20 protein-coding genes are annotated in these 23272 nt (G+C 37.3%); 10 read left to right on the top strand and 10 right to left on the bottom strand.

The window, feature by feature from the left end; translation table 11 throughout:
- The first annotated feature begins 229 nt into the window (after positions 1-229).
- Entirely contained in the window at positions 230-1627 is a 1398-nt protein-coding gene (locus tag VB797_RS26900; protein ID WP_323240829.1) for an amidase, read from the top strand.
- A gap of 104 nt (positions 1628-1731) precedes the next feature.
- On the opposite strand, the gene VB797_RS26895 is transcribed toward VB797_RS26900, so the two are convergent.
- The gene (locus VB797_RS26895) at positions 1732-2562 is read right to left on the bottom strand and encodes an EndoU domain-containing protein (protein WP_323240833.1); all 831 of its coding nucleotides are present in this window, start codon (positions 2560-2562) and stop codon (positions 1732-1734) included.
- A 299-nt stretch (positions 2563-2861) separates the two neighbouring features.
- Here VB797_RS26895 and VB797_RS26890 point away from each other — a divergent pair, with 299 nt between their 5' ends.
- Positions 2862-3083 (top strand): hypothetical protein, encoded by a 222-nt coding sequence (locus VB797_RS26890; RefSeq protein WP_323240828.1) that lies wholly within the window; start codon positions 2862-2864, stop codon positions 3081-3083.
- Between the two features lie 376 nt (positions 3084-3459).
- Here the strand turns inward: VB797_RS26890 and ilvC are convergent, their stop codons facing one another.
- The 3 genes from ilvC to VB797_RS26875 all read right to left on the bottom strand — a co-directional run bounded on the left by ilvC (position 3460) and on the right by VB797_RS26875 (position 6452).
- Positions 3460-4455: a ketol-acid reductoisomerase gene (ilvC, locus tag VB797_RS26885; RefSeq protein ID WP_323240832.1), complete on the bottom strand. Its 996-nt coding sequence runs from the start codon at positions 4453-4455 to the stop codon at positions 3460-3462.
- Positions 4456-4586: 131 nt separating this feature from the next.
- Positions 4587-5237 carry a hypothetical protein gene (locus VB797_RS26880; RefSeq protein WP_323240827.1) on the bottom strand — a complete coding sequence of 217 codons (651 nt, stop codon included), beginning with the start codon at positions 5235-5237 and terminating at the stop codon, positions 4587-4589.
- A 345-nt stretch (positions 5238-5582) separates the two neighbouring features.
- On the bottom strand, positions 5583-6452 hold the full coding sequence (locus VB797_RS26875) for an aldo/keto reductase (protein ID WP_323240826.1): 870 nt from the start codon (positions 6450-6452) through the stop codon (positions 5583-5585).
- 323 nt (positions 6453-6775) lie between these two features.
- On the opposite strand from VB797_RS26875, the gene VB797_RS26870 reads away from it, so the two are divergent.
- From VB797_RS26870 to VB797_RS26860, 3 genes are all read left to right on the top strand, one after another.
- A complete protein-coding gene (locus VB797_RS26870; protein WP_323240825.1) occupies positions 6776-7693 on the top strand; it encodes a DUF4349 domain-containing protein in 918 nt (305 codons plus the stop codon).
- Between the two features lie 506 nt (positions 7694-8199).
- Positions 8200-9732, top strand: a complete 1533-nt coding sequence (locus tag VB797_RS26865) for a SagB/ThcOx family dehydrogenase (RefSeq protein WP_323240824.1) — start codon at positions 8200-8202, stop codon at positions 9730-9732.
- Between the two features lie 955 nt (positions 9733-10687).
- Complete coding sequence (locus VB797_RS26860) at positions 10688-11308, top strand: NYN domain-containing protein (protein ID WP_416350940.1); 621 nt, start codon at positions 10688-10690, stop codon at positions 11306-11308.
- Between the two features lie 277 nt (positions 11309-11585).
- Here VB797_RS26860 and VB797_RS26855 read toward each other — a convergent pair whose 3' ends face one another.
- Positions 11586-13163 (bottom strand): alkaline phosphatase D family protein, encoded by a 1578-nt coding sequence (locus VB797_RS26855; protein ID WP_323240822.1) that lies wholly within the window; start codon positions 13161-13163, stop codon positions 11586-11588.
- A gap of 325 nt (positions 13164-13488) precedes the next feature.
- Between VB797_RS26855 and VB797_RS26850 the strand changes: the two genes are divergently transcribed.
- Positions 13489-14940 carry a serine/threonine-protein kinase gene (locus tag VB797_RS26850; RefSeq protein ID WP_323240821.1) on the top strand — a complete coding sequence of 484 codons (1452 nt, stop codon included), beginning with the start codon at positions 13489-13491 and terminating at the stop codon, positions 14938-14940.
- Between the two features lie 284 nt (positions 14941-15224).
- On the opposite strand, the gene VB797_RS26845 is transcribed toward VB797_RS26850, so the two are convergent.
- Positions 15225-15524, bottom strand: a complete 300-nt coding sequence (locus VB797_RS26845; protein WP_323240820.1) for a DUF6679 family protein — start codon at positions 15522-15524, stop codon at positions 15225-15227.
- A gap of 327 nt (positions 15525-15851) precedes the next feature.
- Here VB797_RS26845 and glgA point away from each other — a divergent pair, with 327 nt between their 5' ends.
- Positions 15852-17345 carry a glycogen synthase GlgA gene (gene glgA / locus VB797_RS26840; protein ID WP_323240819.1) on the top strand — a complete coding sequence of 498 codons (1494 nt, stop codon included), beginning with the start codon at positions 15852-15854 and terminating at the stop codon, positions 17343-17345.
- A 199-nt stretch (positions 17346-17544) separates the two neighbouring features.
- Here the strand turns inward: glgA and VB797_RS26835 are convergent, their stop codons facing one another.
- Positions 17545-18456: a hypothetical protein gene (locus VB797_RS26835; RefSeq protein ID WP_323240818.1), complete on the bottom strand. Its 912-nt coding sequence runs from the start codon at positions 18454-18456 to the stop codon at positions 17545-17547.
- On the opposite strand from VB797_RS26835, the gene VB797_RS26830 reads away from it, so the two are divergent.
- The 3 genes from VB797_RS26830 to VB797_RS26820 all read left to right on the top strand — a co-directional run bounded on the left by VB797_RS26830 (position 18446) and on the right by VB797_RS26820 (position 21038).
- Entirely contained in the window at positions 18446-19369 is a 924-nt protein-coding gene (locus VB797_RS26830; RefSeq protein WP_323240817.1) for an ATP adenylyltransferase family protein, read from the top strand. The two genes, VB797_RS26835 and VB797_RS26830, sit on opposite strands and share 11 nt — an antisense overlap.
- Positions 19370-19458: 89 nt before the next feature.
- Entirely contained in the window at positions 19459-19647 is a 189-nt protein-coding gene (locus VB797_RS26825) for a DUF4089 domain-containing protein (RefSeq protein ID WP_323240816.1), read from the top strand.
- Positions 19648-19655: 8 nt separating this feature from the next.
- Positions 19656-21038 (top strand): AtzE family amidohydrolase, encoded by a 1383-nt coding sequence (locus tag VB797_RS26820; RefSeq protein WP_323240815.1) that lies wholly within the window; start codon positions 19656-19658, stop codon positions 21036-21038.
- A gap of 79 nt (positions 21039-21117) precedes the next feature.
- On the opposite strand, the gene VB797_RS26815 is transcribed toward VB797_RS26820, so the two are convergent.
- The 3 genes from VB797_RS26815 to VB797_RS26805 form a co-directional block, all read right to left on the bottom strand.
- Entirely contained in the window at positions 21118-21540 is a 423-nt protein-coding gene (locus tag VB797_RS26815) for a DUF488 domain-containing protein (protein ID WP_323240814.1), read from the bottom strand.
- Between the two features lie 16 nt (positions 21541-21556).
- Entirely contained in the window at positions 21557-22357 is an 801-nt protein-coding gene (locus tag VB797_RS26810) for a hypothetical protein (protein WP_323240813.1), read from the bottom strand.
- A 228-nt stretch (positions 22358-22585) separates the two neighbouring features.
- Positions 22586-23035: a YbjN domain-containing protein gene (locus VB797_RS26805; RefSeq protein ID WP_323240812.1), complete on the bottom strand. Its 450-nt coding sequence runs from the start codon at positions 23033-23035 to the stop codon at positions 22586-22588.
- Between the last annotated feature and the right edge of the window lie 237 nt (positions 23036-23272).

Below are 23272 nucleotides of genomic sequence, written 5' to 3'. Positions count from 1 at the left end.
CTACAAGCTAAAGCTTCTGTTAAATCTGACATACAAATTCTCAGCAGTATTTCGGATAAATAAAAATGTAACAAGATATCCAGGCTACAAAAACTGAGTTAAACTGGATTATCGTACTCTTGCAATTGCTCCCAAACTTAGATTGTATGGGGATTGCAAGCAAGAGTAAAGAATTCAAGTTTGTTTGCTCCCATACGGTAAATTTTTGTTTTCGAGGTAGTTAAAATCAATGAATCAAGTTGATTTAGCGTTCGCACCAGCTTTAAAACAGTCAGAATTAATCCGTCGTAAGGAAGTTTCGCCGCTGGAGTTGGTGGAATTATATTTAGAACGCATTCAACAGTTTAATCCGCAGTTGGGAAGTTATTTTACTGTTACGGCAGAACAAGCGATTGATGACGCGAAAGTTAAAACCGAAATGCTGGCACAAACTGAAGATTTGCCGTTATTTTTCGGAGTTCCAATTTCAATTAAAGACCTGAATCCAGTTGCTGGTGTTCCTTGCAGTTACGGTAATGCAGCATTACTTGGTAATGTACCGGATTATGATGATGGTGTAGTTGTAAAAATTAAACAAGCCGGATTTATTGTATTAGGTAAAACGGCAAGCTCTGAATTAGGTTCATTTCCTTACACCGAAGCTACGGGTTTTCCCCCAACTAGAAATCCTTGGAATTTAGAATATACTTCTGGAGGTTCCAGCGGTGGGGCTGCGTCGGCACTTGCAGCAGGTTTGTGTGCGATCGCCCAAGGTTCTGATGGTGGCGGCTCGATTCGGGGGCCTGCGGCTTGTTGTAATTTAGTTGGTATCAAACCATCTAGAGGAAGAGTGACTCACGCACCAGTTGGCGATCGCCTCAACGGTATTGCTACAAATGGGCCTATAGGAAGGACTGTAGCCGATGCAGCCGCTTTGTTAGATGCCATGTCTGGCTATGTTACAGGGGATTCCTACTGGTTGCCAGAACCCGAAAAATCATTTTTAACTGCTAGTCAAGAAAAAGTAGAAAATCTTCGCATTGCTTTTTGTACAAGTATTCCCCCTTTAGGAGAAGCAGACGCTAGCTGTCATCAAGGTGTGATGCAAACTGTTAAATTATTAACCGAATTTGGTCATACAGTAAAAGAAGAATGTCCGGACATCAGTGGTTTAATAGAACCATTTCAAATAGTTTGGCAAAGCAATGTAGCCGCTTCTGGAGTTCCCCCAGAAGTTTTACAACCTCTAAATCGCTGGTTATTAGCAAGAAGTTGTTCTGCTGGTGAATACCTGCGAGCAGTCTACCAAATGCAGATGGTAGCGCGAAAAATCGTCATGTTTTTCGACAACATAGACGTATTAGTAATGCCAGTTTATTTACATTCACCTATCCGTATTGCTGAATGGGGTGCATTGAGTCCCGAAGAAACATTTGAAAACATAGTTCGATGGATTGCACCTTGTCCCGCAGCAAATGCAACCGGACAACCTGCAATATCGCTTCCCGTCGGCTTCGACGACAAAGGTTTACCCATAGCGGTACAGTTAATCGGCAAACCAACCGCAGAAGCAACTATCATTAGCCTCGCAGCACAGTTAGAAGCCGCAAACCCAATGTATGAAAAACGTCCTAACAGTTATCAGTGAACAGTTAGGAGTTAGGAGTTAAAAATTTTAGATTACTTTGAGGGAAGACGCTTTCGCGTTAATGGATTTTGGATTATAAATATTTTCCCTTGTTTCCTTATCTCCTAAACTTTACACTTTTTCCCTTTCGGAGTCGCATCAGGATAAAAGGTAATAATTCCTTGATTCTTTGCTACGAAAACTGTGGGAAAAGTTTTTCCTGTTTCTTGGTCTAACTGTTGATATATACAGGCTCCTTCGAGATTTTCTTGCTGTTTAAATACTTTAGTTACATCTACCAAAAGTTCTTCAGCGTTAGATAAATAACCATAACCTTTGATATCATCTCTTATGGTGCGATTGGGTTGTTTGATAATTACACCCATTGTATAAATTACACCTGGAACAACTTCTTGTCTTCCAGGATTTACCGGAAGTCTTCCAGCAATCTTTTCTTGTTGCAGTTGTAAATATCTACCAGCAAAATGCAATCCGCCGATATCATTTGCATTGTATATTTCACCACAGAATATATGTTCAAAACCTTTATTTTTGAACCAAACATTGGTTAAGTCTTGTAAAAATTCTGACTTACTTTTACGACCCGGACGCAATTCACCTTTGGTAGCTTGTTGAATTTTGGTTAATACTTCTGGGTGATTTGATAAAAGCTGTTTAAACTGATTCGAGCTAACTCGCGTACCTATGGGACCGCAAGTTTTAAGTACTGCTTTATCGAATGAATTTAGTTGAGGTGCAGGTGGTGTAATGTCTAATTTAGCTCCTGATGGATAGTTAACAGGAACCGGGTTATCTTGATTATCAAAGAAAGGTAAAAGTTCTGTATTTTGCTGCTGTGAATTAGCTGGACTGTTTAATCCAATTGAGGAAAGTAAGACTAAAGTTGTTAATCCGCTAAATATCCGTTTAAGCTTGGATGCAGTATTTGGTTTCATCGGAATTTCGGTATTTGACTCTGTGTGATACAAGTCTTTTAACATACCTTCGGGAAAAATAAGCCAAATCACCCTCACTCTAGCTATGGTGGGGTTACACAAACAAAGCCTAGATGGTGCGTGGACTACATTCGGCGCATCTTTAAAAGAAAATGGTATCAGCTTATCAGTTGATAAAACGAAGATAATCAAAATCTACTTGTATATACTGTTACAGTAAGCAATAAAGAGCGAATAAACTAAATCAATTAAACAATTAATTAATAATTTATTTACGTGTAACGCTTTTATATAAAAAAATGTTGAAGAAGCCTCCGATTATATTAATACTTTTAATATTTATACTATTCGTCGGTATCGGCGATAGTGTTTTACCCGAACCCATGAAATCTGCAAGCTTAAATACCCGCGAAAGCATCAATAAAAATTTACTTGGGTTATTCCCGACTTGGAAGTCAAAGCTCAAACCGAACGAACGAACTAATAAGGCTATAGAAGAAGCGGAGAAGAAAGGGAAATAAGGAGTTAGGAGTTATACCAATTCTGTATGAGTCTGGCTAAATTGCTCTCAAAGACGGAAGAGTGGGGCTACCCAAACAAAGCCTACCTGCGTAGGCTGAATTCGGTGCATCTTTATACAGAAACAGTATTAGAAGTTAAAAGTGAGAAATGAAAGCATCCTTGGAGGTATTAATTTGTTTGTAGTGGGAGCGTCTCGCTCACTGATTGCACCTAGCGAGCAAGATGCTGTTCTTTGGACACACTTCGTGAATCTGCGCTTACGCACACGCACTACGAATTTACGATTTATTATCTTTTTAAAAGGATATTCATGTTAAGAATTATTAACTCCTAACTCCTAACTCTTAACTCCTAACTCTTAACTCCTAACTTAAATCATGCTTCCTGCATCCAGCTAAACATGGCTCGTAAATCTTTACCAACCGCTTCGATGGGATGTTCGGATTCTTGACGACGCATAGCGGTAAATCCTGGCTTACCGGATTGATTTTCAACCACGAAATCCCGTGCAAATTCACCAGATTGGATTTCTTTGAGGATTTTACGCATTTCTGCTTTGGTTTGGTCAGTTACTATCCTCGGTCCTCTGGTGTAGTCGCCATATTCAGCAGTGTTTGAAATGCTATCGCGCATTTTGGCTAATCCACCTTCTACAACTAAGTCAACAATCAATTTGACTTCGTGTAAACATTCAAAATACGCTAATTCTGGTTGATAACCTGCTTCGACTAAGGTTTCAAAACCGGCTTTGATTAAAGCGCTCAAACCACCACATAATACTGCTTGTTCGCCGAATAGGTCGGTTTCGGTTTCTTCGCGGAAGGTGGTTTCTAAAATACCACCACGGGTTCCACCGATTCCTTTCGCGTAAGCCATCGCTTTATCCCGCGCTTGACCGGAATTATCTTGATAAACTGCAAATAAACAAGGTACTCCTTGTCCTTGTTCGTAAGTGCGACGTACTAAATGCCCCGGACCTTTAGGTGCGACCATTACCACGTCTACATTATCAGGTGGTACAACTTGTCCGAAGTGAATATTAAATCCGTGAGCAAACGCTAGAACGTTTCCTTCTTCTAAATTAGGTTCAATTTCTTCTTTATAAACGGTTTTTTGCACTTCGTCGGGTAACAAAATCATGATAAAATCGGCAGCTTTGGCAGCGTCAGCCACACTTTTAACAGTCAGCCCACCTTCTTTTGCTTTAGCTGCGGACTTACTACCCGGATATAGTCCAACAATTACATTCATGCCACTATCTTTAAGATTGAGGGCGTGGGCATGACCTTGAGAACCAAAGCCGATAATCGCTATGGTTTTTCCTGCTAAAAGGTCTAAATTAGCATCCGAATCGTAATACATCCGAGCCATAATTGCGTCTTGTGGGATAAGCATCCTGATTGATTGCAGACTTTTTATCTTACCGCAAAGTGGTTACTTAATTATTTTGTGGTTTGTAATTTGTAATTAAGGGAGTAGGGAATAGGGAATAGGGAGATTTTTTATGCCGAAAAACCGCCCATTATCCATCCAATTGCTAAGCCGACTGCGGCAATTCCGGTTAAACTTACCATTGCGGCATCAAAACTATTAAGTATACTTCTTAACCGTCTTCCAGATTTGTTTACGGTTACAACTAAGTTGCAATACCAAACTAAATGAAAAGCTAGTCTACCTAGACCACCTACTACTAATACAATAGAAAAAAATAATATAAAAAGAGGAACTACAAATCCGCGTGTTTTACAAACAAAAATTAATAAAAATATGAATAAAAATATATTGAAACCCAAAAATCCAAAAAATAATGGGCTAAAACTTGGTAGATGTATGTAACATAATGCAACAGCTAAAATAGTCTGCGAAGCAATTATCGAGAATACTAATACTTTAGTATTTTTAAAAAATATATAAACGGTAGCTGCTAAAGGAAAAACTGCAAAATAGATGACTATTATTTGTTTTAATAATGTTTCTTGTATATCTAAAAATCTTGGTTGTACCGAAGATACATTTACCATCCAGCCATTAAAGATAGAAATCATCAAAAAAGAAATCAGCCATCCCCAGTTCATTACTAAGGAATTTTTGGTGAATCGACGGTAAGATTCGTTATTATTGATTGTATTGTATACGATTCTAAGTGGTTGCATAAGTAGATGTTCTAGATGTTTTTGCAATTCCCGTTACTTAATTTAGCAGTAAATCAAGTCAAAAAAATGATATATGGAACACATATTATTTTGATTAATCCCATTAAATAAAAGTTAAAAACTGTATTTACCAGTTAATGTCAAATTAATTTATTTTTAACTTAAAATTGCTCACTTATTGATTCGATTAATTTATTTAACCTGTTAGCTAATCAAATGAAACTTTACAGTATTTCATTGAAAACTTTTACAAAAAAATAGTCATAAGAAACAATATAAAAATTTCTTACTCCTGCAAGTTTTATTGATCTTGAAACGGTGACGTACAAATAAAAAGTATGAATGCTATAAAGTTTCTCTATCGATTTTTTGGATTTCGACTGCGGATAATGTAATCTCAGCAGCCTTTACTGAGTCTTCAATACTGCTGGTTTTGCTAGCACCGGGAATCGGCAAAATACAAGAGGATTTGGAACGTAACCACGCTAAAACGATACAATATACCGATACGTTTTTTTCTTGAGCTAAATTGGCGATCGCCGGAATATTTGTTAAGTTCTCGTGACGACGACGACCCCCGAATGGACTCCAAGGAATAAAAGTTAAACCTTCGCGATCGCAATATTCTAGCACTCCATCTGTTTCTGACTGTCGCTGCCAAGGACTATATTGATTTTGCACTGAAACGATATCAACTACATCCTGTGCTTGCTCAATTTGTTCTACTGAAAAGTTGGAAACCCCAATCTCACGAATCATTCCGGCTTCTTGAGCTTCTTTTGCAGGTGTCAGAGATGCTTCGATGCTGTAATCTGGGTCTGGTGAATGATATTGCCAGATGTCGATGGGTTTATTACCGCCTAATGCCGCAAAACTAACTCGAATAGTTTCCCGTAAATGTTCTGGATTACCGTTGCGAGCCCAGCTTTGATTCGGACGCATCAAACCTCCTTTTGTCGCGACAACAACGTTACTTGTATCACCTTTATAAGTTTGTAAAGCTTTGTAAATCAATCGCTCGTTATGATGCTTGTCCGATTCATCTTTACAGTAAGAGTCGGCAGTGTCAATAAAGGTAATACCCAAGTCCAAGGCACGATGGATCACATTAATTGATTCCGATTCGGTTGGACGGTCATAAACTGACATTGGCATTCCACCCAAACCGATCGCGCTTACAGAAACACCGCTTTTTCCAAGTTGCGTGGTTTTCATACTTATAATCAAAATCCCCAGCGTTACTTATTGATTAAACAGGTGAATGGGGAATTTAGAAACCACCTAAAGACTATAATTTGAGTTTTTTATGAAAAAAATTGCTGTCTTAACTTTTTACCTGGGGAAGATGACTAAAAATCAATAATAGTCATTACTTACACTTAATAAACAGGGGTAGGACTATTACCCCTTGTTACATTCAGTAACTTTAAATTGAATACTTGATTCAAGACTTGTAGCTATATAGTCTTTCCTAAGCTATCTTAAATCAAGATAATAGTAAATTCACTATAAATCTAATAAGTATTAATACTCCTATTATGTTGAAATTATACACCAAGTTTTTTCCGAAATTAACAGGTAAAGCAAGTCTATTTCTGAGTCTTTTTTTAGGAAGTTTAATATTTACAAGTTGCGCTTCTGAGTCCTATGAAAAATCGAGCGCACCACAAAGTATAGTCTCATCTGATGCAGTTCAAGAAGTTGCGGATGTTGCCCAAGTAACCAAAGAACTACCAACTAAAAAACCACAGTTAATCAAAAAAGCTACAATCACTGTAATTGTTAATTCTTTAGATCAAAGCGTTGATGCTGTAGAGAAAATCATTAATCAACAAAAAGGCTACTTACTCAGTTTAGAAGAAACACAGCTTGATAGTTCCTACTCTCGTCCTAACGCTACAGTGCAAATGCGAGTCCCGCAAAATGTTTTGGAAACAACTCTTAATCAATTAGCCGAATTAGGAACTGTACAAAGTCGTAATATTAGCGCCGAAGATGTCGGGGAACAAATAGTAGATTTTCAAGCCAGATTGAGCAATTTACGCAGAACTGAAAGTAATTTGCAGAAAATTATGGATAAATCGGGTTCTGTTAAAGATATTCTCAGTGTTGCTCAAGAACTTAGTAACGTCCGAGAACAAATTGAACGAATTACCGCTCAATTAAAAAGTTTACAAAATCAAGTTGCTTACTCCACAATTACTTTAAATTTACAAGCAGCAGTTTCGAGTACTAATAATCAACCTGGATTACCTGCACAAATTCAAGATTCATGGAATAACTCGACTCGTTCTTTAAGTGAATTTACTGTCGGATTGATGAAGTTAGGTATTTGGTTGCTCGTTTACAGTCCATATTTATTAATTTTGGTTGCAGCAGGCTATTTTCTCAAACGTAAATTTCGTTCGCGACCTGTAACACCTACTCCACAGCCGAGGAATTCTGAGAATAGTTAATGGGAACAAGAAATGGGGCATTTAATATTAAATTAAAAGGGTAATTCATAAATTTTGCGATCGATATAATCCTGTAATATTGCTTAGCGGTCAAGAGAAATAAATACCGTATCTCAACAAAAATACCCGCAGCCTAGAAGGCTGGGGCTAATATTACAAAGCCTACCTGCGTAGGCTGAATTAAGTGCATCTTTGTACATAAACGGTATAAGGATGTATTTTCTTACGTCCTATTTATTATTTTTGTGGAAAAAGAAAATCTCCGGATGTACTTTTAGAAATATTGAAGTGTTCGGTAATTTATTTCTTAAAAAAAAGTAATAATTAAAGGTTAAAAATCATATATTTATATCCCATGCCCTATGCCCTATACCCAATCCCCAATGCCCTATTCCCACTCATAAAAGTTTACAAAACAATAAAAGAACTAAACTTTGTACTTTTTATCACGAAATAATGACCTTTAGGAATGCCAAAATATGTTTTAGCGCAAGCGTATACAAATTATGCCAGAATTACGTCAATCAATCGCTCAGCACTACCACGAACGTACTAAATACGACCCAGAAACGATATCAGCCAAAAATAAAGGCTTAGACTGGGCGAAACAACCCGTACCGTTTAAAGAGTACAAAATCGGTTCTACTTTTGATTTAAAACCCTATATCAAAGAAAAACCGGAGTCATTTACAGATAACTCGGAAGCGCAATGGTGGCAGAGACTTTCCCGAATGCTGTTTTGCAGCTACGGTTTGACTGCAAGAATGCCTTCAATGGGAAGTACGGTTTACCTGCGTGCAGCACCTTCTGCGGGAGGTTTGTATCCAGCGGAGATGTATTTGATTTCTAGGGGTACGTCGCTTTTACCTCCTGGTTTGTACAATTATCAATGTCGGACTCATTCCTTAATGCATTATTGGGAAAGTGATGTTTGGCAAAAGTTGCAATCGGCTTGTTTGGAACATTCTTCGCTACAAAGCACGAATCTCGCAATTGCGATCACTTCTGTTTTCTATCGTTCGGCTTGGCGTTATGAAGATCGAGCTTATCGGCGGATTTTTCTCGATACGGGTCATCTTTTGAGTAATATCGAATTAGCTGGCGCACTTACTGGCTATCGTCCCCATTTAATCGGCGGTTTTGTTGATGAAGATGTCAACGAACTACTTTATATTGATTCTAAACAGGAAGGCGCGATCGCAGTTGTTGGTTTAGCGGATTTGCAAGGGGATGAGCAAGATTGGAGCAGTGCGCGTACTGCTTTACCTTCGGCTACCGAAACCAATTATCCTCAAGTTCCCGATGGAGAACTACTCGATTATTTCCACTGTGCGACGCAGATTCAGCCCGGTACGAGTGGTAAGTTAAATCTACCGGAGGTCAAACAGGATAAGTCACTTGAGGACAAATACAATTTTAGTTTTTGCGATAAAGTTTCTACCGCGACAAAACCCATTTACTGGGGCAAAAAACTCGAAGATTTAGAGGAAACTATTCTCAAACGTCGTTCTACTCGTGCTTTTAATGGTGAAACTCTGCAATTTCATGAGTTAAAAGCTTTACTCGATTTCACTTACCAGCCCCAAAATTACATTAACCAAAATTTCGATAGTTCTCCAGATTATTTTGATTTAAATCTAATTGAAACCTTTATTGCTGTTTCTGGAGTAGAAGGTTTGGAAAGAGGTTGTTACTATTACGCTCCCAAAGCCCAAGAGTTGCGTCAAATCCGCTTTAAAAATTTTCGCAGAGAATTGCATTACCTTTGTTTGGGTCAGGATTTGGGACGAGATGCGGCTGCTGTGGTCTTTCATACTGCTGACCTGAAAACTGCCGTTGCTCAATATGGCGATCGCGTTTACCGCTATCTACATATGGATGCTGGCAAGTTAGGACAACGAATTAATTTAAGTGCGGTTCACTTGGGTTTGGGTGTTAGCGGGATCGGTGGCTTTTTTGATGACAAGGTAAATGAAGTTTTGGGTATTCCTGCTTCGGAAGCTGTTTTGTACATCACCACTCTCGGAAGACCCAGATAGTTAAGTTAAATATCGCGATGGTGTTGCCGATTCTTTGTAATTTTAAGCTTAATATTTGGGTTGATTATTAGCCCAAATGTAAAAGCTGTTTATTGAATTGTTAAGTAATATTAAGCTGAACTTTATTGAGGATCGGTATTATCTCTACCAATTTTTTTTGAGTGGGAAGCAAATCAAGAACAAAAGGCGATTATTTGCGTTTAAATACAGAGATATAGGATAAATCTCTAACAAAAACAATTTGAGGTTAAGAGGCGATCGTCACTCACAATAACTTCAAATTACGCCGGATAGCTAGTAAATACGAATAATCAAATGTTTGAGAACTAAATTTTTCTTTACATCCAATTACATAAAACTGAGTAAAATCATGTTTTACTGCTTTAATTCCAAGCAATTTGTCAAAAAAGTTGAGAAACATCACATAATATGAAGTTTATTTATAGTTTTCGGGTAATTATAAAATCTGATGTCAGTAAAATTATCACCGTATATTTACAGAGATTTTGTTGATTAGTTTTATTAATATCCACAAAACCGACATTTTTGAGTTATAACCTTTAAAATGAATTGTCAACCTGTAATATTACTTACCCAACTTTCGTTGATATCAGTGTTGTAATCGGTGGTCAAAGCCTTCTTTGGACTAATTGCTAATTTCGATTATTCCCGAATTATTAGCAAATATGCCGAATACTGTGTTTAGCATATGTAAAGTAAGAAAATATTACTTAAAACAATTTCGATTCAAGGATTAAGAAATCCCCCAGTTTATCTAGCTTTCGCGACAACTCAAATAAATTATTTGCTTTGACATTCAGAGGTATCAATGACTATTAATACTTTTACCAAAGAAAACAAACCAAAAAGGCCAATCAGACAGCAGTTGGAATATCAAAGACCAAATTTGATAGTCCCTGATGTTCCGAGCGTCCCCGATGTTCCCGAAGATTACATGGATACACCAGACCTTTACCCAGACGGGACTATTTTTACTTGTCCCAATCGCGGTAGAGTCGCGATTTTCATTGATGGTGCAAACTTATTTTATGCAGCATTGCAGCTTGGGATTGAAATCAACTATGCCAAATTACTTAGCTGCTTAGCAAAAGATTCAAAATTGTTGCGTGCATTCTTCTACACGGGAGTAGATCCAACCAACGAAAAACAGCAAGGTTTCTTGTTGTGGATGCGTCGGAATGGTTATCGGGTGATTACCAAAGATTTAGTGCAATTCCCAGATGGTTCCAAAAAAGCCAATCTAGATGTAGAAATTGCTGTAGACATGATGAATTTGGCTCCTTACTACGATACTGCGGTGTTAGTAAGTGGTGATGGAGATTTAGCTTATGCAGTAAATGCAGTTTCCTACCAAGGTTCCAGAGTAGAAGTAGTTAGTTTGCGCTCAATGACAAGCGAAAGCTTAATTGATGTTGCTGACTGCTTTGTTGATTTAGATGCAATCAAAAAACACATTCAAAAAGAATCAGATTCAGAGTACAGCTATAGACCGCTAACAACTTTTGAAATACATCCACCAATTCCTACCGAACAACCCCATTACCCAAAACCCTAATTAATAATTCGTGATTCGTAGTTGTGAGGCAATTTTAGATTTTAGATTTTAGATTGAAACTCGTGGAATTTCTATATAAATCGCAAATCTAAAATCTTTAAACCTTTGGATACACAGCAAATTTCATCTTAATTAAGTGCAATTGGACGGGTAAAGATGCCCACTAAATATTAAAATTCATTTTTGTGCTTCATTTAACAGCTGTAATCCAAAATCCATGTCATAGCTTAAAATCCAAAATTGAATCCAATCATAATTACGAATCACGATTTATAAGTTACGCAGCCGGTATTTCTACGCTGTAGAGGGTTTTTCCCTCAATATTGTGTAGTCCAACGGTCATAGCTCTGGTTTGAGAATTGATTTTTACCGTACCAAAAAACTGCAAACCATCTTTTGGAGACCTATTTGGTTTCATTGTCGAGTCTACGCTTTGAAACTTGACTTGCGGACCAAAAGTATTATCTAGCTGATTGGGTCCGAAGGTGCCGGAATTCAAAGGACCGGCAACAAACTCCCAAAACGGGTTAAATTCGGTAAACTGTGCCTTATTGGGGTCGTAATAATGGGCTGCTGCATAATGTACGTCAGCGGTTAAATAAACCACATTGCGGATATTTTTCTGTTTAATAAAACGCAATAAATCCGCAATCTCCAATTCTCGACCCAACGGTACACCATCACCATTTGATGCATTTTCAAAATTGGTTTCACCATCTTTAACTAATAATCCAATAGGCATATCGGACGCAATAACTTTCCAAGTTGCGCTTGAATTTAATAACTGATTTTTTAACCAGTGCAGTTGATAATTGCCCAAAAACGCCGTTTCTGCACTTACTTGTTGCTGACGGTTGGGTGTATTTGCTCCTCGGTAGCTGCGTTCGTCTAACATAAAAACTTCTAAATTAGACCCGTATTTATACGAGCGGTAAATTTGCTCTGGGTCATTGGAGTTAAAGCGGATGGGTGTATACTCCATGAAGGCTTGTTTAGCTCTGGCTGCTAATAGAGAGACGCTTTTTACTTTGTAGCGATCGTCTTCTAGAATTTCGCCGGGATACCAGTTATTCACAGTTTCGTGGTCGTCCCATTGCACCAATTGCGGAACTTCAGCATTAAAGCGCTTGACATTCTCATCCAGCAAATTATAAATATAGTTGCCGCGAAATTCCTGTAAAGTTTCCGCAACCTTGGACTTTTCCGGGGTGACAATATTCTGCCAAATACTGCCGTCATCCAGCTTCACCGTACTCTCAATAGGACTATCGGCATAGATATAATCACCAGAATGAATAAAAAAATCGGGTTTGATTTGCCGAATTGTCTCGTAGATTTTCATGCCACCAAAGTCAGTATTGATACCCCAACCTTGTCCAGCAGTATCTCCAGACCAAGCAAAATAGATATCGCCGTTTTGGGTGGGAGTTCGTAAACTTCCGATAGAAGGAGCGCTGTAAGTATTGATATCTGCTAAATCTTGGAAAGTAACGCGGTAAAAAACTTGTTCGCCGCTTGGTAGATTATTTAGATTAACTCGCGCTGTAAAATCGCTAACTTCCAAAGCCGCAGGACCGATAACTCGTTGGGCATTTTTGAAAGATTCATTGGTGGCATAATCAACAATCATCCTTCCTGGTTTATCGGTGCGGCTCCAAATTACCGCGCTATTAGCATTCACATCGCCGCTAGCTACACCGTAGGGTATTTTTGGACGCATTTTGTCAGATGTAATAATACCTGGTGCCTGGGCAAAGCTGACTTGGGGAAGTACATTTTTAGTAATGATTGCAGAAGTTGCGATCGCGCTACTCAGTAAAAATTGGCGACGGGATTGTAAAAGGTTAGATTTCATTTGTCCTTTGGGGGTTTTTGCCTACATTCTCGCTGATGAAATAGTTTTCCGCAATTTTACCCAGATTAATTTTAATAAATGTTGGGATACTGAAAATATCTAGTTTGTAGGTTGGCTTCACGGTGCATGAAAAATTATGATATTTAACAAGTAATTAGTATTGGCACCGTAACCCAACATCTTTATTATGAGTATTCCTAAATGTCTCAATTTAACCAAGGTGCTGGTGTTGGGTTACGACACGAATCATATATTCGCGTTACAAATTAAATTTTTCAATCGTGTCTAACCCAACCTACGAGTAAAAAAAATAAAAATAAAAATAATGACAAACCAAATATTACAAGAAAAATACGAAATTCAGCGACAACTAGGTAAAAATCCTGGACGAAAAACTTTGTTAGCAAAAGATTTAAAAACTCAAGATTTAGTAGTTGTCAAACTGCTTAACTTCGATATTGAATTTGATTGGCAAGATTTAAAGTTATTTGAAAGGGAAGCGCAAATTCTCGAACAACTTTCACATCCTGCAATTCCCAACTATATAGATTCATTTAAGGTTGATTTACCTAATTCCAAAGGCTTCGGTTTAGTACAAACATACATCCCGGCTCAGTCTTTGGAAGAACATTTGCAAGCGGGACGTACTTTTAGCGAAATAGAAGTTAAGCAAATTGGCAAAGCTTTATTGGAAGTATTAATCTATCTGCACTCCAGACAACCTGCCGTTATTCATCGCGACATCAAACCCAGCAATATTTTATTAGGAAATCGCTCTGGGAATCATCTTGGTAATCTTTATTTGGTCGATTTTGGGGCGGTGAAGACTACAGCACAGCAACAAGGTGGAACCATGACTGTGGTAGGTACTTACGGTTATATGGCTCAAGAACAGTTTGGCGGACGTAGTGTACCAGCTTCGGATTTATATAGTTTGGGTGCGACTTTGATTTATTTAGTTACTGGTAGTCATCCCGCCGATTTGTTAGGGAATGACATGATAATTCAATTTGAGGAATCGGTTAATTTAAGTTCTGATTTTATCAATTGGCTTAAATGGATGACACAACCTACTTTGAAAAATCGTCCATCTTCTGCGGAAGTTGCTTTGGAAGAATTGGAAAATCCGACGTTGGTAGATTCTAAGTTAGTTGTGAGTCAGCCCAAAGGTAGCAAGGTTGAATTCACGAAGGGGAAAGATGAGTTGGAAATATTAATTCCTCCACCGGGTTTTAGTTTAAAGCTAGGATTATTGTCCTTACTAATGACCTTTCAACTTCTGTTTTTAACCGCGTTAACAGTCGGCTCATTTGGGATGATTTTATTGTTAATAATCCCTATTTTAGTTTGGATTATGGTTCTCAGTGGATGGCTACAAATTATATTTACTTTATTTGGATGTATTCGTCTTGGGATTAATCAAGAGAAGATGCAAATAACTTACGAATTATTTGGTTTAAAATATAGACCACGTTTTATTCAAAAAAGCGATATTTGTAAATTAGAAATTGTCGGTAGAACTATAGATAAAAGTAAAAAAGGACAGCCAGAGATTCCATCTCGATTAATTATTTGGACTGGAACCCGTAGTTATGAACTAGGAACCTTTCTTCTCGATGGGAAATGGTATGGAGGAATCAACTTATTTCCCCAATATCTAAGTTTACCAGAGATAGATTGGTTAGCTGAAGAATTAAGCGATTATTTGGAATTACCTATTAGTAGAGATGCTGTTTCCATAAAACCTGGAATCAAAAATATTTTTTTTAGTTCGTAATTCGTAGGTTAGTTCGTAGTTCGTAGGTTGGGTTGAGCGCACGAAGAATCATGATATTTTACAAGTTGTTAAACAAAGCGCTCTAACCCAACATTTTATTTGGGATATTACAAAATATTTGAATTTACCCAAAATGGTGATGTTGGGTTACGACACGATTATGATAGATTCGCGTTACAAACGAAATTGATCTATGTCCTCCGGACACGCCCTCGCCGCACGCTTCGCGTGAACGCTAACGTGTCTAACCTAACCTACAAATTATGGTTGTTAAATATTCGGATTTATTCTTGCGATTCGGGAATTTCCTGTTCTAGTAGCTTAGAAAACTTTTGTCGTAAGTCTTGTATTTTTTTGTTGTCTTTTGGCATTGCCATTAGACGAATTTCTATTTCTGCTATGTTGTCAATTCTAGTTGTCTTTTCCCAAATTTTTTTATCTACGTCTGATTCCGATTCGTAACGGAAGGTAACAGTATCTGAATCAACATCCAAAATATCTACATTCTTTAGCCAACCGTTACTGGTTTTAACCAATAGCCAAACATTTTGTTGACCAATTAGTTCTTGAAGCTTAGTCTCCATGCAAGTTAAAGATAAATAGTGTGAGCTAAACAGAATCGATTAATTTGTCTTATTACCTATCTTAAGGCATATTTCTTTAGATATAAGATAATTGCGGACATTTTTTTTAAGTTAATCTTGCAGATAGATGCGTGACACGAGGTTACTTGGCTATAGTAGAGGGCTATACAAAATTGATGCCTCTACCTCTAGATTGTACTTTTGAGGATGTTGGGGGGATGCTAATTAAAGTTTTTTGTCCTATCTTGCTAGTCAAGTAAATTTTCTGTTTTGATTGAAAACATCATACAGTGAATTTTTGTTAAGCGGGTTAAGCAAGGAGTAGGAATGTACATTGTACAGATTGCCTCGGAATGCGCTCCTGTGATTAAAGCGGGGGGGTTGGGGGATGTTGTTTATGGACTTAGTACGGAATTAGAAAGCCGGGGGAATTGCGTAGAGTTAATTCTGCCTAAGTACGATTGTATGCGGTACGACCATATTTGGGGACTTCATGATGCTTACAAAGACTTATGGGTTCCCTGGTATAACGGAACTGTCCATTGTTCGGTGTACTGCGGTTGGGTACACGAACGAGTTTGTTTCTTTATCGAACCCCATTCGCAAGATAATTATTTTAATCGCGGTTGCTATTACGGTTGTGATGATGACAATATGCGCTTTGCGTTTTTCAGTCGAGCAGCATTAGAATTTTTATTACAAAGCAACAAGCGTCCTGATATTATCCACTGTCATGACTGGCAAACTGGTTTAGTCCCGGTGATGCTGTATGAGATTTACAAATATCATGGAATGGGAAATCAACGGGTTTGCTATACCATCCACAACTTTAAGCATCAAGGAATGGGTGGTGCGGAAATATTGCAAGCTACAGGTTTAAATCGCGAAGATTATTACTTCCAATATGATAAACTGCGGGATAATTTCAATCCTTTTGCGATCAACTTGATGAAAGGAGGAATTGTTTATTCCAATTCTGTAACTACTGTGTCTCCCCATCACGCTTGGGAAGCACATCATACAGATGTCGGTTGCGGTTTAAGTCATACTTTGCATTTGCATCAAGACAAGTTTCGCGGCATACTTAACGGTATCGATAATCACTTTTGGAATCCCGAAACCGATCGCCATATTCCCGAACATTACAGCATAGATAACATCGACGCAAAAACTAAAAATAAAAAAGCTCTACGGGAAAGGCTTCTGCTGCAAGAAGTTGATAAACCAATTGTGGCTTATATTGGTCGATTGGATGCTCAAAAGGGCGTTCGATTAGTACACCATTCGATTTACCATGCGCTGTATAAAGACGCACAGTATGTGTTGTTAGGTTCCGCAACGGGTGCTGATATTAATGCTCTATTTCAGCATGAGAAAAATTTCTTAAACGATAATCCCGATGTTCATTTAGAACTTGGTTTTAACGAAGAATTAGCTCATTTGATCTATGCAGGGGCAGACATGATTGTGGTTCCGAGCGATTACGAACCCTGTGGACTTACGCAGATGATTGGTTTGAAATATGGCACAGTACCGATTGTGCGGGCAGTTGGTGGGTTAGTTAATACCGTGTTTGATAGGGATTACGACTCAAATAAACCGCCCGAAAAACGCAACGGTTACGTGTTTAACAATACTGACAATCATGCGATCGAGTTTGCAATGGAGCGGGCTTTATGGCTGTGGCACAACGAGAAAGACGAATATCGGATGCTGATTAAGCAAGGTATGGAGTATGACTACTCGTGGAATCATCCAGCGAGTGATTACTTAGGGATTTACGAATCGATTCGAGAAAAGCGATCCGATTTTAGATTTTAGATTTTGGATTGTAAAAGGCTTTTATCTCAATAGTTTCCAAAATCTATCTGTTGCATTCATTTTTATTAATTACGCGCTCTTGACAGGGCGTTTTTTTGCCTTTTACATGATATTCTATTAGTCCTCTTAAGAGGGCTTTGGCTATTAGCCAGGGAATTTCATTCCCTGGTGATGAAATATTATAAAATAATAGGGTGCGTTACTTAATTTCTACAGTCAACTCATAACTAGCATTGCCGCGAGTTCCACCCACTACAACTTGATAATCTCCATTCGCTGGAAGTTTGGTACTCCAATTTGTTGCTTCTTGCTGTAAAGTTTTACTATCAGGAGAAACCACATCAAATACGGCGTTATTTTCTAAAGAGGTGATTTTCAAATTCATCTGCTGTCCTTTGTTTGCACCAATTAAATAAGTATCGCGGGTTCCTCTAACGACGGAATTTTTAATGGTTCTGGAAGTAGCACCTCGATCAAATTTTATTCTTACTGGTTTAATAGCAGAATCATCCTTTCCTAAAGTTGCACAATCAACTCTATTAAAAGTTTCTTGATCGCTCTTTAAAGTTGATTCTGTAATTGTCCAGGTTTCTTGGGCTTTTTGAGTATCCAATTCAATTTTTGTCACGATATCAAGCTTTGCTTTCTCTCCTTGTAAGGTTCCTTTCAATGTTTGATTGTAAGAGCTATAGTAACCTTCAGCTTTGTTCTGAATTGTTGCATTAACAGTTCCGTTGACTTGATTTGTTGGGTTGATAGTTATTTCTGCATCTGCATCAAGAGTTTCTGTTTTTGTCGTATAGCAGTAGGTACCGGGAGCTATCTGAGTTGGAGATATTTGAGAAACTGGATCTGTAGTTATTGGAGTTGATGTAACACTTGGATTTGATGTTTCAACAGGAGATATAGTCGCAGAATTTGAATTGTTTTCTCCGCAACCTGTTAGATATAGCAGTGCAATTAAAATTCCACCAGGTATTAATAGTTGATTTTTCATTGCTTTAAAGTTTATTATTGCTTGGGTAATAAGGTAAAACAGTAAAATTATAGATGATTCCGGTAAAGTTAGAGGTTTTATATATTCTTTGATTAATAAAAATATGACAGACACTCGATCGGTTAACCAAGAAATATTATTAACACCTGGTACTCTGTGGACAAGGCTTAAAGAACAAACTCAACACGGGCTGGAATGTGGTGCTTTACAGTCAATATCTACCGATTATGAATTTGTAGAAGAAAATGGAGTGAATTTTTTAGTACGTACTCTATCTAATTTAAGCCGCAAAGACGAAGCGAAAAAGAAGCAGGATAAAGCTGCTAAAAAAGGTCATGATTTCAATCCATTTCTTCCTTATGAGGAAGATTTATTTGTTGCGGGTATTTCCCCGACACATTTATGTTTGTTGAATAAATTTAATGTTGTGGATCATCATCTGTTAATTGTGACTCGTGAATTTGAGGAACAAGATAGTTTACTTAATTATCAAGATTTTCAAGCAATGTGGGCTTGTTTGGCGGAAATTGATGGTTTAGTGTTTTATAACGGTGGAAAAATTGCTGGTGCTTCTCAACGACATAAGCATTTACAACTTGTTCCGACTCCACTCGTACCGACTCAAAAAGAATCCGTTCCCATTGCAGCTTTATTCTCATCTGCTGTATTTGATGGTGATGTAGGAAGGGTTCCAGATTTACCTTTTGTTCACGGTTTTTGTCGTTTTGATGCCGATTTAATCAATCCAAATGATGCTGCTCAAATTACTCTTCAAATTTATTATAAATTGCTTAAAGCTGTTAATTTGTTCAGTGAAAATATGCAAAATAATTCTATAGCTTATAATCTTTTAGTAACTAGAGAATGGATGTTTATTGTACCGCGATCTCAAGAAGTTTTTGAGTCTATTTCTGTTAATTCGTTAGGGTTTGCTGGTACTTTGTTAGTAAGAAATGAGCAGCAAATGCAGATATTGAAGGATTATAAACCGATGACTATTTTGAAGCAGGTTGGAATAGGGAGTTAGGAGTTAGGAATGAGTAGTAAGTAAACTACCAATTCATTCTCTTAATCATCCTCCCTACGAGTTATTCAAAAATCAAAACAGAATCCTATATGAAAAACCAGAAATTTAATGCAGGGGAATATGTGGATCAAATGGCGTTATTATTGGATTTACAACTACCTGACGAATACCGCGATGGTGTGGTAGCGAATTTTGAGAGAATTCAAACTATCGCAAAGCTTGTAAATGAGTTTCCTTTGCCGGAAAATGTGGAAGCAGCACCAATCTTTGAACCATAATTTGAACTATGAATTTAAAAGCCGATGCGATCGCGATCGCAACTGCGGTACAGCAAGGTGAAATCACTGCGGTTGATGTTGTCAATACTACTTTAGATAGAATTGCGGCGCGGGATAAGCAATTAAACTGTTTTACTACCGTAACTGCGGAAACTGCTTTAAATGATGCAGCGCAAATTGATCGCGAAATTGCTCAAGGTAATAATCCCGGTTTGTTGGCTGGGGTACCTTTTGCTGTCAAAAACCTTTATGATATCGCTGGTTTAACAACTCTTGCTGGCTCAAAAATTAATGCTGAAAATCCCCCAGCGACTCAAGATGCAACGGCTGTGACTAAGTTGAAAAACGCCGGTGCAATACTTGTAGGAGCGTTGAATATGGATGAGTACGCATACGGTTTTGTTACCGAGAATTCTCATTACGGTGCTACTCATAATCCTCACGATTTAAACCGTGTAGCTGGTGGTTCATCAGGAGGTTCCGCTGCTGCTGTAGCTGCTGGTTTGGTTCCTTTAACTTTGGGTTCGGATACTAACGGTTCGATTCGCGTACCTGCGGCTTTGTGCGGGGTTTTCGGTTTGAAACCAACTTATGGTAGGTTGTCGCGGGCTGGTGTGGTGCTATTTTCCAGCAGTTTTGACCATATTGGACCATTTGCACGTTCGGTAAGAGACATTGCGATCGCCTTCGATTTGCTTCAGGGTGAAGATGCAAAAGACAGTGTTTGTACGAAACGTCCATGTGTAAATACGTTGCAGGTAATGACTCAAAATATTGATGGGTTAAAGATTGCGATCGCGGACGACTATTTCACTCAAAAAGCCGCACCGGAAGTGTTAATAACAGTCCAAAAAGTTGCCGATGCGTTGAATGTTACTGAGTACGTCTCCATTCCGGAAGCTCATCGCGCTCGTGCTGCTGCATACATAATTACCGCATCTGAAGGTGCAAATTTACACTTGGATAAATTAAAATCGCGTCCCCAAGATTTTGATTTTGCGACAAGAGATAGATTTATTGCGGGGGCTTTAATTCCTAGCAGTTGGTATATTCAAGCCCAAAGATTTAGAAGTTGGTATAAGCAAAAAGTTCGAGAAATATTTCAAAATGTCGATGTAATTATTGCTCCAACTACACCAATTTCAGCACCGGAAATAGGACAGGAAACGATGTTTTTAGATGGAGAAGAAATATTAGTTCGTCCGCATTTAGGCTTGTTTACTCAACCGCTATCATTTATTGGTTTACCCGTTTTATCAGTTCCAATTCAGCAAGCGAATGGTTTACCTTTGGGAGTGCAATTAATCGCTGCACCTTATAACGAAATGGCAATTTTACGAGTTGCGGCTGTACTGGAAAAAGCGGGTGTTATCTCGGCAGAAGTTGTTTGATATTAAGTTCAATTATATAAAAATAAAACCGCAGAGACGCTGAGAGCGCGGAGTAGGAGAAATTAAGGAGAAAGCCAAATTACAGTAAATGTTGCACCGGAAAATGTACTAACTTTTCCAGTTCATTCGCTACTTCTGTACGATGACATCTTTGCCAATCTTTTTCAGCACACATTAATAAAACAGTTCCATCAAAAGCTATTTCTGCAACTTCTTGTAACGATCTTTGAGCCTCTTGTTTATCTGCTGGTTCCCATTTTGCATTACCTGATGTATTACCTAAAGCTGATTTAGAAATATATCTAATTCCTTTGGAAAGACAAAGTTTTTCAACCCCATCACCGTACCATTTACGACTCCAAGCACGAGGACGAATTCTCACATCAATTACACATGAAACTTTGTATTGCTCAAGATATTCGATAAATTCTTGATAATCTTTACGATTTCCATATCCGAAAGTCAGGATATAGTTACTTGTATGTATTTTTGTATTGTTCATTTTATATTTTTTTGAATTAACTAAAAAGACTCAACTGCTCAAATTCTACTTTCGGTGGGTAAAATAAACCGATAATCATGAAAGTGTTTTTATGATTTTTTAAGTTACCTACTATAAAGTATAAATCCTTATTGTTCAAAAAATCATCTTCTAATTTTTGTCTTACTTTCTCTAAAGCATTTATTTCTTTTTCATCTTGCGTTACCTTTTCTGAATTATTTCTACAGTTTCTATATAATTGCATTATTTCCCAATCATTTATAGAATATTTGTGATGCTTTCCATCTTGAGCAAAAAAATCGTAGCAAAATTGGTAAGGTATTTTTTCTAACTCTACTGAAGGTTCAAATAAATCTAATTGGTCTTGAATAGCTTGTTGTCTAGAACTCCACTCACGGCTAGTTGTTCTATAAAAGTATTTTTTAATACTTTGAGGTTTAATGATTCCGAGAGATTTACCATTGTTTATAATTTCACTAACAGATTTAAATTCTAATGGTAAAACTAAGGATTTCCGTTCTCTCCAGTTATTCTTAGTATCAATTTTTCTCACTATATCTATAGAAGAGTCATTTATCCGAAAGCTTTCTTCTCTATAATCTTTTGTATTTCTCTCTATCTCAGCACTAATGATAGACCATCTTGGATAACGTTTATCTAAATTTAAAGATCGAAAACGAATAGGATAAATACGAATCCACTGTATCGGCTTTTCAGAATCATCCAGCAAAACCCCTGCTGTACAAACCGTTTCCTTGTACTTCCTACTAATTGAAGGGTAGGTCTTAGTTACAATTAAAACTTTTCTTCTCTGCATCTGACAAAATCTGAATTATTAGTTGTTATACTCAGTATAAAATAAGTAGTACGAAGACTCAAATAATATAAAAATAGCATAAATATTAGTATAAACGGACTTTTCTTTCAATGTTATTGATAATTTTATTTTCCTTTTAAAGCTAACAAAAAAAATTAAATACACAAAAAAGCTATTAACCAAACATCAGTTAATAGCAATTTAAATTACAAAAAAATATAAGTTTACTTACAAACCATGTTGTTGATGTACCCACATCCAGAATTGGAATCCACCGGAAACCATAATATCAGTCCAATCATCAAATAATTCTTGATGTACGCCAGGTTTTAGATGCAAATGTTGTTCTAATGCTACTATAGCGAGAGTTGCTTCAGATGTAATCCTGATATCAAGAAACGCTTTAGGAAAACGTTTTTCTTTGTTCCAGTCATTACACAAAGACATTACACGTTCCCATTCATCTTTAGGAATACGTTTACTAGAAATAAGTCTGACTGAATAAACGTCTTCTTGAGGACCTTCAGCACAAAAGACTAAAACGACTTCACACCCTAATTCTTCTTGGTATGGTAACTGCACCACAAAATCACCGTCTTCGTCTCTGTTAAATCGCAGTCCTCTATTAGTTAGATAAGTTTCTATTACGCTACGGTCGAAGTTTTTAACTGTAGCCATATTAGATTTGGTTAATTGTGGTTCTCTTTTATTATATAGTTTCAATAATTATTATTAAGTATATAAAATACGTGTATACACTTAATTTTGAGGTTTGTATTAAAATTAGTGTATTTCTTCAAACTTTTGAAGTTTAAAAGCTACAAGACGCTATTTTGTCAACGAATATTTATGCTTATAAATAATTATTTAGCAATAAAATATTTACATATTTTTTAAATTTAAAAACACTTTGTC

Origin of the sequence: Rivularia sp. UHCC 0363 (assembly GCF_034931125.1) — a bacterium.
Lineage (GTDB): Bacteria > Cyanobacteriota > Cyanobacteriia > Cyanobacteriales > Nostocaceae > Rivularia.
Note: the sequence above shows the minus strand (reverse complement) of the source record. Positions and strands in the feature narration are given on the sequence as shown.

Coding starts and splice junctions, on each gene's coding strand:
- VB797_RS26900 (WP_323240829.1), top strand. CDS start 230: ATGAATCAAGTTGATTTAGCGTTCGCACCAGCTTTAAAACAGTCAGAA.
- VB797_RS26895 (WP_323240833.1), bottom strand. CDS start 2,562: ATGAAACCAAATACTGCATCCAAGCTTAAACGGATATTTAGCGGATTA.
- VB797_RS26890 (WP_323240828.1), top strand. CDS start 2,862: ATGTTGAAGAAGCCTCCGATTATATTAATACTTTTAATATTTATACTA.
- ilvC (WP_323240832.1), bottom strand. CDS start 4,455: ATGGCTCGGATGTATTACGATTCGGATGCTAATTTAGACCTTTTAGCA.
- VB797_RS26880 (WP_323240827.1), bottom strand. CDS start 5,237: ATGCAACCACTTAGAATCGTATACAATACAATCAATAATAACGAATCT.
- VB797_RS26875 (WP_323240826.1), bottom strand. CDS start 6,452: ATGAAAACCACGCAACTTGGAAAAAGCGGTGTTTCTGTAAGCGCGATC.
- VB797_RS26870 (WP_323240825.1), top strand. CDS start 6,776: ATGTTGAAATTATACACCAAGTTTTTTCCGAAATTAACAGGTAAAGCA.
- VB797_RS26865 (WP_323240824.1), top strand. CDS start 8,200: ATGCCAGAATTACGTCAATCAATCGCTCAGCACTACCACGAACGTACT.
- VB797_RS26860 (WP_416350940.1), top strand. CDS start 10,688: ATGGATACACCAGACCTTTACCCAGACGGGACTATTTTTACTTGTCCC.
- VB797_RS26855 (WP_323240822.1), bottom strand. CDS start 13,163: ATGAAATCTAACCTTTTACAATCCCGTCGCCAATTTTTACTGAGTAGC.
- VB797_RS26850 (WP_323240821.1), top strand. CDS start 13,489: ATGACAAACCAAATATTACAAGAAAAATACGAAATTCAGCGACAACTA.
- VB797_RS26845 (WP_323240820.1), bottom strand. CDS start 15,524: ATGGAGACTAAGCTTCAAGAACTAATTGGTCAACAAAATGTTTGGCTA.
- glgA (WP_323240819.1), top strand. CDS start 15,852: ATGTACATTGTACAGATTGCCTCGGAATGCGCTCCTGTGATTAAAGCG.
- VB797_RS26830 (WP_323240817.1), top strand. CDS start 18,446: ATGACAGACACTCGATCGGTTAACCAAGAAATATTATTAACACCTGGT.
- VB797_RS26825 (WP_323240816.1), top strand. CDS start 19,459: ATGAAAAACCAGAAATTTAATGCAGGGGAATATGTGGATCAAATGGCG.
- VB797_RS26820 (WP_323240815.1), top strand. CDS start 19,656: ATGAATTTAAAAGCCGATGCGATCGCGATCGCAACTGCGGTACAGCAA.
- VB797_RS26815 (WP_323240814.1), bottom strand. CDS start 21,540: ATGAACAATACAAAAATACATACAAGTAACTATATCCTGACTTTCGGA.
- VB797_RS26810 (WP_323240813.1), bottom strand. CDS start 22,357: ATGCAGAGAAGAAAAGTTTTAATTGTAACTAAGACCTACCCTTCAATT.
- VB797_RS26805 (WP_323240812.1), bottom strand. CDS start 23,035: ATGGCTACAGTTAAAAACTTCGACCGTAGCGTAATAGAAACTTATCTA.